Genomic DNA, 13,088 nt, shown 5'->3' with positions numbered 1-13,088 from the left:
CGTCCCAGCAACCTGTCTAAGTGAAGTCAGGGGTCGTTTCCGGTGTGGCAGCCTCCCGTCCTTCGGATTCGGCATCTGAGCCGGCAGCTTCGGCTACTTCTACTTTACAGTCGAGTCTCTGATTTCCATCTTTTTGTGCCTGCGATGGGACTGCGGCAATCCGGCGCAGCAGCCGTTGCAACAGCGGGGTGTGGCGATCGCCAACAACGGAGAAGCGGCTCTCGATCTCCTCAGCAGGGATGGGATCCAGTTGGGCCAGCTCCGGCTCGCTGAGGAGAAGTACCCGTATTGCAGCAAGGGGGATCTGCAAGAACAGGTTGGCCCCCCAAAACCCGAAGGCGGCTATGGCCAGGCCGGCCAGACGGGTGCCGTTGCCAGGGGTGAGGGGGGCAAAGAGGGGGGCGAAGTCGTAGAGGCGCTCAAAGACTTCCAGCAGCAGGAGTGCCGCCAATAGCGTCAAGATCTTGTGTTCGGGGCTGAGGAAGGCAGCCAAGATGCGGCGTTGGTCGGGGGTGAGTTCCTCGGGAGGAACGGCGGCCACCCACAGGCTGAAGACATCGAAGGGCTTGCGCCACTGCATGGCAAAGACTGGCCCAATGCCCGCCACGGCCACTGCGGCCTGCTCTACTCCCACCGACAGGAGAGGATCCCCGGTGGCCAACCCAATGACGGTTAGCCCAATCCACAAGGGGAAGAGGAGGATCCCGGCGGCATGGATCCAAAGGAAAGGTTCCTGCCAATGGCTGCGCATGGGGAAGTTCTAGAGGAAAGCGGAGCGGAGCTAGCGGCGGGACTTGTCCACCACTTCCAATTCCGAAAGGCGGAAGGTAACCAATTTATCCCAGTTGCCCCCCTCGAAGAGGACAGCGGCATGGTCGTCGGTAACCCGCTGTACTTGTCCTTCAAAGAGGTAGTAGGTATCGTTGGGATTGATGACCCGCACGGCCACGCCAGGGTAGATGGGGGGAAGTTCCTGAAGAAGGGAGGGAGTTGCAGTCATGGCGGCTGTTTACGATTCCTCGCGGGTGGCTAAGCCCTATCCTATCATTATGAAGGAAGGCCCTTCTTCTGCCGAACCTTTCTCTGGCAAAGCCAACCCCAAACGATGCCTGCTGACCCAGCGTCTTCCCCCTCCCAGACTTGGCATGTGCTGGTGATCGATGACGAGCAGGGACGGCGGGCTGTGGCCCTCAGTGCCGCCACCTATTCCATCGGCAGGGATCCCAGCAACGCCATTGTCGTCCATTCGGCGGCGGTTTCTCGGCAGCACGCGCTGCTCTTGCGGCTGCCGCAAAAAGGCGGTGGCTACACCTACCGGCTGTTGGACGGCAATATCGAAGGCAAGCGCAGCACCAATGGCATCTCAGTAAACGGGCAGAAATGTCTGAGCTGGGATCTCAAGGATGGGGATCAGATCCAGTTGGGGGATCAGGTGCGGATGCAGTATTGCATTCGCCAGTTGTCGAACGAAGAGTTTCAGCGGTATCTCCAGTCTGTCAGCTTTCGCAGCCTAAAGGCGGAGGTGGTGGATCGGCGCTCCACAACGATGCAGCGGTTTGACCCGCCCTCGATGCGGGTGATTTTGCCCCAACAGGAGAGGGCGGAGAAGGTTGAAGACGTGGGATCCCGCCGTCGCAACCCGCTGTGGCTGCTGTTCCAGACGCTCTGGGGACGTTTGGGGAGAAAGTCGAGGTGATTCAACTCTCAGGAATGCCCACCTGCTCTGAGTCTGAGCGAGCTGATGGGGTTTCGACGCGGTCTTGCTCTGATGCTTCTGCCTGCAGATCCAGGAGAGAAGGAGGAGAGTCTACTTCCCCGATCAATACTCCCCGCAGCCAGAGGGGGGCGATAAAGGTGGTGGCGATCACCATGACGATGATGCTGACGTCGAGAGCCTCGGAGAGAACCCCGCTGGCCGCTCCCACGCCGGCAAACACCAGGCCCACCTCGCCGCGCGGGATCATGCCCACGCCGATGGCATAGCGGTTGATGTCCGGCTTGCCGAACGCCCCCAGGCCGGCGGCCAGCTTGCCCACAATCGCAACGCTAACCAAGAAGACGGCAATGATCAGCCCCTCGCGGTTGGCGGGGAGGGTGGGGTTGAGCACGGCGAGGTTGGTTTTGGCCCCGACGCAGACGAAGAAGATGGGCACCAGCAGGTCGGAAACGGGCTTGATCTGTTCTTCTAGCTCCTGGCGCTTGTCGGTTTCCCCTAGAATTAGGCCGGCGGCAAAAGCGCCCAAAATCGCCTCCAGGTGGATCACCTGCCCTACGTAGGCCAACAAGAAAGCCAAGACCAGAGCGGGCAAAAGGGGGTTGCCGCGGGCTTTCAGGTTGTTGAGGAGAGCCACAAAGTAGGGGCTGAGGAGTCGCCCCAAGACGATAGAGCCGACGAGAAAGACGACAGCGCTGACGACGATGAGGCCAACATCGGCGACGTCAACCTCTCCGGTTTTGGCCAAGCTGGCCACCACCGCCAAGATGATGATGCCCAACACGTCGTCCAGGACGGCGGCGCCGATGATCACCTGCCCTTCGAGGGAGGTGAGTTTTTGCAGCTCGGCCAAGACGCGGGCGGTGATGCCAATGCTGGTTGCCGTCAGAGCCGCCCCGGCGAAGATGGCAGGGATGACAGGCACGTGAAAGAGGTAGAGCAGGCCCAGTGTTCCCGCCGCAAAGGGCACAGCAACCCCAATAACGGCCACGGCCGCCGCCTGCGGGCCAACCCGCAACAGTTCCCCCAGATCCGACTCAAGACCAATTTCAAAGAGAAGGATAACCACCCCCATCTCCGAGAGGATGTCGATGATCTGGCTTTGGGAGGAGAACACCTGCACCAGGGATCCCTTGTCAAGACCCGCGGTGGCCTGCAGAATCTGCATCAGAGCTGAGGACTGGGCCAAGGTAGGCAACGCCTCGGCAGAAAGCGGCCCTTCGGGAAAAACCAGTAACCCCAGGCCAGAACCGCCCACCAACACCCCTCCCAGCAACTCTCCCAGCACGGGGGGAAAACTCAGGCGAACGGCCATTTCTCCGCCAACGCGGCTGGCCAAGTAGATGACCACCAAGGCCAGCAGCACCGCCACCAAGATCAAGGAAGAGAGGTTGTCTCCCCCTGGCGCCTCGACGGGAGCGGCGGCTTCGACAGCCAGCAACACAGAGCTTAGGCAATTCAACAGCAAGATCTCACCCTTACTTAGATGGACAGCTTTTCGTCTAAGCCGGCCTGACCAGAGCGCCAGAAAAGCTTGTGTTGCCATCTCTGGGGTCGCCCTGCCGGAAGACTGTTACAAAAACTAACCTCCCGCGTAATCCCATGGCAACGCCCATGTGGGCACTCTTTCCCCTTGCCGATAGTCCAGATAATTAGCACTTATCTGGAGTATTGTCCCTGCTGCCCGCCGAGAATTGGGCCGAGGAGGGGCAGGGGCCAACTTCCCAGAACGACAATGGAGGAAATAGAAACTCTCGCAACCAAGCTAAGGCCCACCGATGAGCTACTACATCCCAATGCAACCTCATCTTTGAGCGCATGAAGGTCTATGCCGTCCACATCTCGGGGGGCGAGCTGGAAAGTCCCGACGCCGGGGATCCCGCCCGTATGATTCGCCTGCGCTACCGTGAAGCTGCCGAGCACATCCGCAAATTTGGCCAGATGGCCGTGCTGATGATCAACGACCTGGATGCCGGCGCCGGTCGCCTGAACAGCATGACCCAGTACACCGTCAACACCCAACTGGTGAGCGCCACCCTGATGAACATCGCCGACAACCCCACCAACGTGCAGCTTCCCGGCAGCTACGATCCCAAGCCCCTGCCGCGGGTGCCCATCATCGCCACCGGCAACGACTTTTCCACCCTCTATGCCCCCCTCATCCGCGATGGGCGCATGCGCAAGTTCTACTGGGAGCCCAGCCGCACCGACCGCATCCACATCGTTCACGGCATTTTTCAAGCCGACGGGCTGTCTCTTGAGGAGATTGAGCGCCTGGTGGACGCCTTTCCCGAGCAGGCCATCGACTTTTTCGGCGCCCTGCGCGCCCAGCTCTACGACGAGCAGGTATGGCAATTTATCCAAGAAGTCGGCCTGGAAGGGATTGCCTTTCGCCTGCTCAAAAGCAAAGAGGGCGCCCCCCAGTTTCCGCCACCGCGATTTTCTCTGGAGCAGTTGATCCAGGCCGGCCACCAGCTCAAAGCCGAGCAACACCAAGTAGAAGCCCGTCGCCTCTCCGAGGAATACCTTGGCCTCCGGCGCTCCGCTCCTCAAGAGCCGCCCCCCGCTTCCCCGCCATCCCCTCCTCCTGTGGCTGCCAACTCGGCCGATCCTGCCCCAGTTTCCCTCAACCCAGACGTGCAGGCCCAGCTTCGCCAGATCCTGGCCCAAGGCTATGAGATCCTGGTGGAGCATGCGGATCCGCGCCGCTACCGCGTTCATTCCTGGCAGGAGTGTGGAGTTGCCCACCTGAGAGAATGGGCCGCTGCCTGTCAGGCTGTCGAGCAGTGCCTCAGCCGTTTTCCCAAGGACTACATCCGGCTGGTGGGCGTAGATCCGGTGAAAAAACAACGGCGGGTCGAGGCCATCATCCACCGCCCCTGAGACTGAACCGGGGCAAAATGGCACAATGAGAGAGCCTCCCCTCTGCCCGACAATCCTCCCTGGATCATGCTGTTTTGAATCATGCTGTGGCTGCGTCTTCTCCTGGTAGCTTTGTGCGTCGTGTTAATGGGCTGGTTGTCTCCGCCTGCCCATGCTCTCCTCAACGACGACCGCTACGACGGCAACATCTTTGCCCTCTATGGCTCCAACGGCGGCATGATCCCCCCTCGTGTCTCCCTGAAACAGGCCAAAGAACAAGGGATCCCGGCCCTGCTGGTGTACTACATCGACGACAGCAGCGACTGCAAAAAATACGCAGCCACCCTGGCCAACCTGCAAGTTCGCTATGGCTGGGGAGTCTATTTCATTCCTTATTCTGTCGATTCCCTCCTGCCTGGGGATGAGCGTGGCCAATACTACAGCGGCCAAGTCCCCCAGACCCTGCTTTTTGACTCCCAGGGCAACCTCGTCTACCAATCCATTGGCAACCGCCCCATCACCGAAGTGGAAAACGCCATTCGCGCCCTCTTCCAGTTGGATCCCGTCCCCCCAGGGGTGATCCAAGCCAAACCCTTCAACGAGATCCAAACCGGGTTTGCCGGATCCCGTTCCCCCGCCCCCCCAGCCGAGGCGCAGCCGTGACCGCTCCTCCCGATTCCCCCGATTCCCTTGAGGCTCTGCAAGCCAAGCTCGAGATCTTGCAAGCGCGGCTGGCCGACCTGCGCGAGCTGGAGCGCCTATCCCAGCTCTCCCCCGAACACTGGGCTGAAATCCAGGCGGAAGTCAGCCAATTGGAACAACGTCTGCAAGCCTACCTGTTGGAAGTGTTTAACCCCGTTCCTGCCACCTTTTGGCAGGTGCTGCGTTTTGGCGGCCTGGGCCTGCTCCTCGGCATTGCCCTGCAGCGCTGGGCGCTGAGCTAGCACCCGTTAAGATTAAAAGCCCTTGGATCCCGGAGCTCCTTCCCATGCGCATGCGACGCTCCAGACCGTTCAGTTTTGACTGCAAGACCTCGCCTTTTCTGCCTCTGTTCGGCTTAGGCAGCTTTAGCTGCTTCTGAATTATCCTAGTGTTGCGGGCACCAGAAACGGCTTTTAAGGCACTGGGAACGGTCGATTGGGGCTGCTGTAAACCAGCCCAGAGGTCCGCGGTCGGTTTGCCGACTGCAGGGCTACTAAAAGCTCCTGACTTTAGTCTGGAGTAGTTTACAACCCCTCTCCTAGAGGGAGAGGAGAGTTGAGAACTAGAGTTACTCCCACCATCCAACTTCCCCACACCCCCAGAACCTGCCTCAGCAGCCCCAGACTCTCCCGCACCACCTGGGGGCTCAAGGGACGAGCCGGGATCCCCACCTTGGGCTTCTCTTTGGGGATGCCGCGATAGAAATTGGTGCCTCCCAACTGGATCTGCAGCCGCCAGGCAAAGGCCGCCTCGCTCCACCCCGAATTGGGGCTGGGATCCGCCCGCCCGTCGCGGCGACAGCGCTGCCAAAATCCCCAGGGATCCCCGCTGAGCAGGGCCAGGGTCAGCACCGTCAGGCGACAGGGCAGCCAGGTCAGCCCATCCTCACAGCGGGCCGGCACCGTGCCCAGGTAGGTGAAGGGGGCATGGCGGTAGCCCACCATCGAATCAAGCGTGCTGCTGGCTTTGTAGGCCAAAGCCAAGGGCGCCCCTCCCAAAAAGGCATAGAACAAAGGGGCCGTCGCCCCGTCGGGGGTATTCTCGGCTACCGTCTCGACCACCGCTCGCAAGATCTCCGCCTCCGTCAGGTGCTCCGTATCCCGGCCCACGTAGCGGCTTAGGCGCTGGCGGGCCTGCGGCAGATCCCCCTTTTCCAAGGGATCCAACACCTCCAAGGCGGCAAAGCGCAGGCTGCGCCCCCCTAGGCAACTGGCCATCAGGATGATCTGCATCAGGATCCCTGCCCAGGGATGGAGAGCCTGGGCAACGGCGATCAGCCCCCAGCCTGCCGCGTAGGATCCCGCCAGCAGCGCCAGGGTGAGAGCTGCCCCGCCCCAGCGCTGGGCCGCCGGCGTTGGGCAGCGCCTGAGAATGCAACTCTGGCCCCAGGCGATGACCGCCCCCATCACCCGCACCGGATGGGGCCACCCCCAGGGATCTGCCAACCAGTAATCCAGACCCAAAGCCGCCGCCAGCACCAGGGGAGCGGCTGGCTGACTCGGAAAAAACAGCAAGGTCTCCCTCCCGCAGGCGCGATCAGACCACAAACCCTCCCCCCTGACTTTGGGCTGCCTGCCAACTGCGGGCGTCGAAGTAGAGATCTTCCAGAGTTGTTTCCTCCAACACCTGCTCCACCCGCTGGGCGATCCGCCGCCAGAGGGCCTCCGTTACCCAGTCCAGCCCATCCGCAGAGCCTTCCTGCTGAGCCCCTGCCCTCTCAGCCGGGAGAGGATCCAGAGATTCTCCCACCGCCGCCAAAATGGCGCTAATTGGGATCCGCCGCGGTGCCCGTGCCAGCCGGTAGCCCCCCTGCGCCCCGCGCTGCGAACAGACCAAGCCAGCCTGGCGCAGCTCGATCAACAGCTTTTCCAGATAGGGGGCCGGGATCTGCTGTCGCTCGGCAATGGCCCGCACCGAGGCCACCTGGCCAAGCATCGCCAGATCCAGCAAAGCCCGGATGCTATAGGTAGCTCGCGTGGTCAGGCGCACCTGCTTTCTCCCGCCAATCTTCCCCGATCCTGCCACAGGGATCCCTTAACCTGGAAAGCAGTACCCGCTTAGCTCTGGCCTTGTCGAGATGGAGCGCCCCACCGCCAGCCTCTACTTGGTGGCCACCCCTATCGGCAACCGCGAAGACATTACCCTGCGGGCGCTGCGAGTCCTACGGGAAGTGGACTGGGTGGCGGCAGAAGACACCCGCCACTCCGGCCAGCTTCTTAAACACTTTCAGATCTCCGCCCGCCTCATCAGCTACCACGAGCACAACGCCGCCCAGCGCATCCCGCAAATCCTCAAGTATCTGGCGGCAGGGCAGTCGGTGGCCCTAATCAGCGATGCCGGCACACCCGCCATCTCCGATCCAGGAGAGGAACTGGTGCGCGCCTGTATCCAAGCTGGGATCCCGGTGATCCCGGTGCCTGGCCCGGTAGCGGCAGTGGCCGCCTTGGCTGCTTCTGGGCTGGCCACAGGGCGGTTTGTCTTCGAGGGGTTTTTGCCGCTCAAAGCCAGCCAACGACAAGCCCGTCTGCAACAACTGGCCCAAGAAGAGCGCACCGTCGTTCTCTACGAAGCCCCCCATCGCCTGCAGCAAACCCTGCAAGATCTCCTGGCTCACTGCGGCCCCCGGCGGCAGATCGTGCTGGCCCGCGAGCTGACCAAGCTGCACGAGTCCTTCTGGCGGGGATCCCTGGCCGCCGCTCTGGAGCACTGCGCCGCCCAGCCGCCGCGGGGGGAGTTCACCCTTGTTCTAGAGGGGCGGCCTGCCTCCGAAAAGGGCGAAGAAACCTCCCCCTCGGAAGCGGAAGTTCGCCAGGAGCTGGCCCGCCTGCTGGCCGAGGGCCTTCCCCGCTCCGCTGCCAGCCGCCAACTGGCCCGGCGCTTCCAGGGATCCCCCCTGTGGACGCGGCGCCGCCTTTACGATCTCTGCTTACAACTGGAGCCCCCTCCCTCCCTGGCCCCTCCGGCAAGCGACGACGAGACAGAATCCTAGAGCATGGCGCGCATCTTGTTGGTGGACGACGAAGTGGAGCTGGCCGATTCCCTGGCCCAGCACCTGCGGCGAGAGGGCCACAGCGTGGACGTGGCCTACGAGGGAAACAGCGCCTGGGAGCTGCTGCAGAAGCCCCCAGCCCCACCCTACGACTTGCTGGTACTGGACTGGATGTTGCCGGGCCTGTCCGGCCTCTCCCTCTGCCAACAGGTGCGACAGGTAGATCGCGCCACCCCCATCCTCTTCCTGACCGCCAAAGATACTCTCGACGACCGGGTGGAAGGGCTGGACGCCGGCGCCGACGACTACCTGGTCAAGCCCTTCGAGCTGCGGGAGCTGCTGGCGCGGGTGCGAGCCCTCTTGCGGCGGGCTGCCGGCCCCGGCGAAGGGATCCCTCGCCTGCAAATTGGAGACCTAGAGCTGGATCGGGAGAACCAAGTGGCCTACCGCCAAGGACGGATGATCCACCTCTCCCAAAAAGAGTTCCGCCTGCTGGAGTACTTCATGGCCCACCCCGGCCAGTTGCTCACCCACGAGCAGATCTACGAGCGGGTGTGGGCCGGCGAGGATCCCCCCAGCAGCAACGTCCTGGCTGCTCAGGTGCGCCTGCTGCGGCGCCGCCTCCGTCTGCCCGGCTCCCCCGAGTTGATCCACGCCGTCTATGGCAAAGGCTACCGCTTCGGGCCTGTGGCCGAGGATCCTCAGCAGCCGCCAACCCCCCTCTCCCCCTGGGAGAGGGGCTGAGGGTGAGGGATTACTTGGACTTGAGCTTCTCCGCCTTCTCGATGGCCTCCTCGATGGTGCCCACCAGATAGAAAGCCTGCTCCGGCAGATGATCCAGTTCTCCGGAGAGAATGCGCTGGAAGCCTTTGATGGTGTCCTCCAACTTCACGTACTTGCCAGGCGAGCCAGTGAAGACCTCGGCCACAAAGAACGGCTGCGACAGGAAGCGCTCGATGCGGCGGGCGCGGGCCACCACCAGCTTGTCCTCTTCCGACAGCTCGTCCAACCCCAGAATGGCGATAATATCCTGCAACTCTTTGTAGCGCTGCAGCGTTTGCTTCACCGCCTGAGCGGTGTTGTAGTGCTCCTCGCCCACAATGTCTGCCTGCAAGATGGTGGACGAAGAATCCAGGGGATCCACCGCCGGGTAGATGCCCTTGGCCGCCAGGCTGCGCGACAGCACCACCGTCGAATCCAGGTGGGCAAACGTCGTCGCCGGCGCCGGGTCCGTCAGGTCGTCGGCGGGCACGTACACCGCTTGCACCGACGTGATGGATCCCTGCTTGGTGGAGGTGATCCGCTCCTGCAGGTTGCCCATTTCCGTGGCCAAGGTGGGCTGGTAGCCTACCGCCGAGGGCATGCGGCCCAACAGCGCCGACACTTCCGAGCCAGCTTGCACAAAGCGAAAGATGTTATCGATAAACAGCAGCACATCCTGCTTGTTGACGTCGCGGAAGTACTCCGCCATCGTCAAGGCGGTCAGGCCCACCCGCATACGAGCGCCCGGCGGCTCGTTCATCTGGCCGTACACCAGCGCTACTTTGTCCAGCACCCCCGATTCTTTCATCTCGTTGTAGAGGTCGTTCCCCTCGCGGGTGCGCTCTCCCACGCCGGCAAACACCGATAGGCCGGAGTGCTCCTCGGCAATGTTGTGGATCAGCTCCTGGATGAGCACCGTCTTGCCGACGCCGGCGCCGCCAAACAGGCCCACCTTGCCACCTCTCTTGAAGGGGGCCAGCAGGTCGATCACCTTAATGCCGGTTTCAAAGGGCTCCGGTTTGACGGTCAGCTCCACAAAGGGCGGCGCGCTGCGGTGGATGGGGGCAAACTCCTTGGCTTGCACCGGCTCTCCTTGATCCACTGGCTCCCCCAGCACGTTGAAAATGCGACCCAGGGTAGCCTCGCCCACCGGCACGGTAATCGGGGCACCTGTATCCACCACTGGCATGCCCCGCACCAAGCCATCGGTAGAAGACATGGCCACGGCCCGCACGCGGTTATCCCCCAAAAGCTGCTGCACCTCAAAGGTGACTTTGACCTTCAATCCGCTTTCGGTCGTCGCCTCCACCTTGAGAGCGTTGTAGATTTCAGGCAGCTTGCCGCTGGGAAACTCGGCGTCGATCACAGGTCCAATGACCTGAGTGATGTAGCCAACGTTGGTCGCAGTAGCGGTGGCAGTAACCATGGTCGAGGCTCAGCTCCTTGTGTACTCAGTTGCAGTTATGGACTCAGCGATGCCGGATGGGAGTTTCAGAATGGGCCATGAGAAGATCTCGGACTGGGCGGCTGGATCCCGGTAGCAAAAGCCAACAGGTCTACCCCTGGACTTCGGTCTCGCGGCTCGGTTCTCTTCTGCCCAAGGGTACCGCTTCAAGGCCAATACAAAACCCTAGCTAATGTCTTAGGGGTTAGACTACTGGGTTTTTGAAGCGGTTGACTACCCATGCCGCCATACAAAAGGTACCACAAGGCCGTCCCAAAGGACAGAACGGGGCTCTAAACCCAGTTTTTTGCTCCTTTGGCAATGGCTTTGGCTTCCCCACTCGGCAGGGAACTGGCTCAGTACTCAAAGGTCATCGGCGGGAAACGGGAGGAGGAGAAGCGGCCAGTGCCCGGTTCTCGAGCAGCGGCGGGATCCCGAAAGCTCTCTGCCTCCTGCTGAAAACGCTGTAGCGCTTGTTCGATTTCCCGGAGCCTTGCTTGAATTTGCCCTTGCCGTTCCTGAATGAACTCCAATTCCTGGTTGAGCCGCTGCTTTTCCACAGTGAGCTGCTGCATCTCGGCATAGAGAGCCGATTCGGTTTTGCGGCGAGGGATCGAGCGTAACTTTGGGCGGGGCCGGGAGCGGGGCACGCGGGGCAAGCTCATAACAGAACAAATGGGATCCAGAGAAAAGGGCGTTGCGCCCATCCTAGCGCGCTCTCGCAGGCAAGAGGGCTGATGGCCTTGGCAGATGTTCGGATCTGGAGGCATGGCTGATAGGCGCCGCCTGGAGGATGTGCGCCCTTGGCGGCAACCCTGTTCCTCGGTAGGATCCGACTTGTCTAGGATGGGGAAAAGCAATGGTCGAAACCGCAGCGGAACTGTTGCAGCGCTATGGCAGCGGCGAGCGGGACTTCAGCAACAGCCAATTGGCCGAAGCTGACCTGGCCGGTGCCGACTTGGCCGGGATCGACCTGGGCGGAGCAACCCTCCAGCAGGCCAAACTGGCCGCTGCCAACCTGGAGCGGGCCTACTTGAGCGGCGCCGACCTCAGCCAAGCCGATCTGCAGGGATCCAACCTGCGCCTGGCCAATCTAGAAAAGGCCAAATTGCAGGGATCTCGATTGCAAGGGGCCAACCTGCGCGGCGCCAACCTGACCGCAGCCGACCTGAGTGGTGCCGATCTCAGCCAGGCAGACCTGGCGGGGGCCAACCTCAGCGGCGCCAACCTGAAAGGGGCCAACCTCAGCGGCTGTAAACTCAAGCTTGCCAACCTGCGGGGAGCCTGTTACGACACGGCCACTCACCTAGAAGCAGATGTCGCTCCCACCGAGTTGGGCATGGTTTCCGCCTAGCCTGCGGCTAGTTGTCCTGAGGCTCCAGATCCAAGATCTCCTGGATCTCGGCATCGGTATAGCCCACCGCCCGCAGCTTCTCTGCCACCGCCTCGATCTCCTGCGCCGACAGATCGTGCTGGCGTACCCGATCCCAGAGATTGGCCACAATCTGCAGCAGCAAACGGCTGCTTTCCGCCTCGAACAGCTCAAAAGCCGTCGCCATCTCGATTGCCTGCAACACCTCCTCGGCGCTGCCAATCGGCTGATCGAGGGATTGTTCCTCCAGATCCACCAGCAACTGGCGCAGCTGATTCAGGCCCTCCCCAAGAGCAGACATACCCCCGGCTCCTCAACGGCACCTGAGCACTCACCCTAACAGGCTTGCCTCCCTGGGCAAAAGGGATCCGATGAATTCCGCACCACCTGAGGCTATTCTGAGTAGAGGAACAATTTAGTGGCAAGCGCCAGGATTGTTGAAGGGCCGGCGAAGCGGTTCACAACAATCTACAACTACAAAAGGAGATGCACGAGTATGGCCCCAGCGAACGTCCTGCCCAACACCCCCCCGTCCCCCACTGATGGGGGCGGCACTGCCCTAGACTACAGCAGCCCAAGGTATCGGCAGGCCTACTCCCGCATCAACGGTATTGTTATCGAAGGCGAACAAGAAGCCCACGACAACTACCTCAAGCTGGCCGAAATGCTGCCGGAAGCTGCAGAGGAGCTGCGCAAGCTGGCCAAGATGGAATTGCGCCACATGAAAGGCTTCCAGGCCTGCGGCAAAAACCTGCAGGTGGAACCCGATGTGGAGTTTGCCCGCGCCTTTTTCGCGCCCTTGCGGGACAATTTCCAAAGCGCTGCAGCGGCAGGGGATCTGGTCTCCTGTTTTGTCATTCAGTCTTTGATCATCGAGTGCTTTGCCATTGCCGCCTACAACATCTACATCCCGGTTGCCGATGACTTTGCCCGCAAGATCACCGAGGGGGTAGTTAAGGACGAGTATCTGCACCTCAATTTTGGGGAGCGCTGGCTGGGCGAGCACTTTGCCGAGGTTAAAGCCCAGATCGAAGCAGCCAACGCCCAAAATCTGCCTCTAGTTCGGCAGATGCTGCAGCAGGTAGAGGCGGATGTGGAAGCCATTTACATGGATCCCGAGGCCATTGTAGAAGACTTCATGATCGCCTACGGCGAGGCCCTGGCCAGCATCGGCTTCAACACCCGCGAGGTAATGCGCCTCTCGGCCCAGGGTCTGCGGGCCGCCTGACGCAACTCAACTCTG

General features: G+C 61.6%; 16 protein-coding genes and 1 pseudogene. 9 read left to right on the top strand and 8 right to left on the bottom strand.

The genetic code is table 11. The features are described 5' to 3' along the window. Nucleotides 1-16: 16 nt before the first annotated feature. On the bottom strand, nucleotides 17-751 hold the full coding sequence (locus NW848_RS02000; protein WP_011429339.1) for a low-complexity tail membrane protein: 735 nt from the start codon (nucleotides 749-751) through the stop codon (nucleotides 17-19). A 30-nt stretch (nucleotides 752-781) separates the two neighbouring features. Then, nucleotides 782-1,000, bottom strand: a complete 219-nt coding sequence (locus NW848_RS01995) for an NAD(P)H dehydrogenase subunit NdhS (RefSeq protein WP_011429338.1) — start codon at nucleotides 998-1,000, stop codon at nucleotides 782-784. Nucleotides 1,001-1,105: 105 nt separating this feature from the next. Between NW848_RS01995 and NW848_RS01990 the strand changes: the two genes are divergently transcribed. Continuing rightward, nucleotides 1,106-1,696, top strand: coding sequence for an FHA domain-containing protein (locus tag NW848_RS01990; protein WP_011429337.1), 591 nt, complete (start codon nucleotides 1,106-1,108; stop codon nucleotides 1,694-1,696). A 1-nt stretch (nucleotide 1,697) separates the two neighbouring features. Here NW848_RS01990 and NW848_RS01985 read toward each other — a convergent pair whose 3' ends face one another. After that, nucleotides 1,698-3,152, bottom strand: a complete 1,455-nt coding sequence (locus NW848_RS01985; protein WP_414402328.1) for a cation:proton antiporter — start codon at nucleotides 3,150-3,152, stop codon at nucleotides 1,698-1,700. 362 nt (nucleotides 3,153-3,514) lie between these two features. Between NW848_RS01985 and NW848_RS01980 the strand changes: the two are divergent. The 4 genes and pseudogenes from NW848_RS01980 to NW848_RS01965 all read left to right on the top strand — a co-directional run. Next, nucleotides 3,515-3,892: pseudogene (locus tag NW848_RS01980) on the top strand (AAA family ATPase); the annotation flags it as partial. Further along, the gene (locus NW848_RS01975) at nucleotides 3,890-4,597 is read left to right on the top strand and encodes a ribulose bisphosphate carboxylase small subunit (protein ID WP_414402327.1); all 708 of its coding nucleotides are present in this window, start codon (nucleotides 3,890-3,892) and stop codon (nucleotides 4,595-4,597) included. The pseudogene NW848_RS01980 and the gene NW848_RS01975, both read left to right, overlap by 3 nt. Before the next feature lie 126 nt (nucleotides 4,598-4,723). Beyond that, entirely contained in the window at nucleotides 4,724-5,239 is a 516-nt protein-coding gene (locus NW848_RS01970; protein ID WP_228375408.1) for a thylakoid membrane photosystem I accumulation factor, read from the top strand. After that, nucleotides 5,236-5,520, top strand: coding sequence for a hypothetical protein (locus NW848_RS01965; protein ID WP_011429333.1), 285 nt, complete (start codon nucleotides 5,236-5,238; stop codon nucleotides 5,518-5,520). Before NW848_RS01970 ends, NW848_RS01965 begins: the two co-directional genes overlap by 4 nt. Nucleotides 5,521-5,802: 282 nt before the next feature. Here the strand turns inward: NW848_RS01965 and cbiB are convergent, their stop codons facing one another. Both cbiB and NW848_RS01955 read right to left on the bottom strand, forming a co-directional pair. After that, on the bottom strand, nucleotides 5,803-6,792 hold the full coding sequence (cbiB, locus tag NW848_RS01960) for an adenosylcobinamide-phosphate synthase CbiB (RefSeq protein WP_099812485.1): 990 nt from the start codon (nucleotides 6,790-6,792) through the stop codon (nucleotides 5,803-5,805). A 22-nt stretch (nucleotides 6,793-6,814) separates the two neighbouring features. Beyond that, the gene (locus NW848_RS01955) at nucleotides 6,815-7,267 is read right to left on the bottom strand and encodes an Rrf2 family transcriptional regulator (protein WP_011429331.1); all 453 of its coding nucleotides are present in this window, start codon (nucleotides 7,265-7,267) and stop codon (nucleotides 6,815-6,817) included. Between the two features lie 88 nt (nucleotides 7,268-7,355). Between NW848_RS01955 and rsmI the strand changes: the two genes are divergently transcribed. Together rsmI and rppA are read left to right on the top strand one after the other, a co-directional pair. Next, on the top strand, nucleotides 7,356-8,267 hold the full coding sequence (gene rsmI, locus NW848_RS01950) for a 16S rRNA (cytidine(1402)-2'-O)-methyltransferase (RefSeq protein ID WP_099812486.1): 912 nt from the start codon (nucleotides 7,356-7,358) through the stop codon (nucleotides 8,265-8,267). Between the two features lie 3 nt (nucleotides 8,268-8,270). Beyond that, complete coding sequence (gene rppA, locus NW848_RS01945) at nucleotides 8,271-9,011, top strand: two-component system response regulator RppA (RefSeq protein ID WP_011429329.1); 741 nt, start codon at nucleotides 8,271-8,273, stop codon at nucleotides 9,009-9,011. Between the two features lie 10 nt (nucleotides 9,012-9,021). Here rppA and atpD read toward each other — a convergent pair whose 3' ends face one another. Together atpD and NW848_RS01935 are read right to left on the bottom strand one after the other, a co-directional pair. Next, the gene (gene atpD / locus NW848_RS01940) at nucleotides 9,022-10,455 is read right to left on the bottom strand and encodes a F0F1 ATP synthase subunit beta (RefSeq protein ID WP_011429328.1); all 1,434 of its coding nucleotides are present in this window, start codon (nucleotides 10,453-10,455) and stop codon (nucleotides 9,022-9,024) included. Nucleotides 10,456-10,829: 374 nt separating this feature from the next. Further along, on the bottom strand, nucleotides 10,830-11,138 hold the full coding sequence (locus tag NW848_RS01935) for a gas vesicle protein GvpV (RefSeq protein ID WP_240527746.1): 309 nt from the start codon (nucleotides 11,136-11,138) through the stop codon (nucleotides 10,830-10,832). 194 nt (nucleotides 11,139-11,332) lie between these two features. On the opposite strand from NW848_RS01935, the gene NW848_RS01930 reads away from it, so the two are divergent. Beyond that, nucleotides 11,333-11,827: a pentapeptide repeat-containing protein gene (locus tag NW848_RS01930; protein WP_414402321.1), complete on the top strand. Its 495-nt coding sequence runs from the start codon at nucleotides 11,333-11,335 to the stop codon at nucleotides 11,825-11,827. A gap of 7 nt (nucleotides 11,828-11,834) precedes the next feature. On the opposite strand, the gene NW848_RS01925 is transcribed toward NW848_RS01930, so the two are convergent. Then, nucleotides 11,835-12,146, bottom strand: coding sequence for a hypothetical protein (locus NW848_RS01925; RefSeq protein WP_011429325.1), 312 nt, complete (start codon nucleotides 12,144-12,146; stop codon nucleotides 11,835-11,837). A 195-nt stretch (nucleotides 12,147-12,341) separates the two neighbouring features. Here NW848_RS01925 and NW848_RS01920 point away from each other — a divergent pair, with 195 nt between their 5' ends. Then, nucleotides 12,342-13,073, top strand: coding sequence for an aldehyde oxygenase (deformylating) (locus NW848_RS01920; protein WP_414402320.1), 732 nt, complete (start codon nucleotides 12,342-12,344; stop codon nucleotides 13,071-13,073). The last annotated feature ends 15 nt before the right edge of the window (nucleotides 13,074-13,088 follow it).

Source organism: Synechococcus sp. RC10A2 (assembly GCF_047502605.1).
Note: the sequence above shows the minus strand (reverse complement) of the source record. Positions and strands in the feature narration are given on the sequence as shown.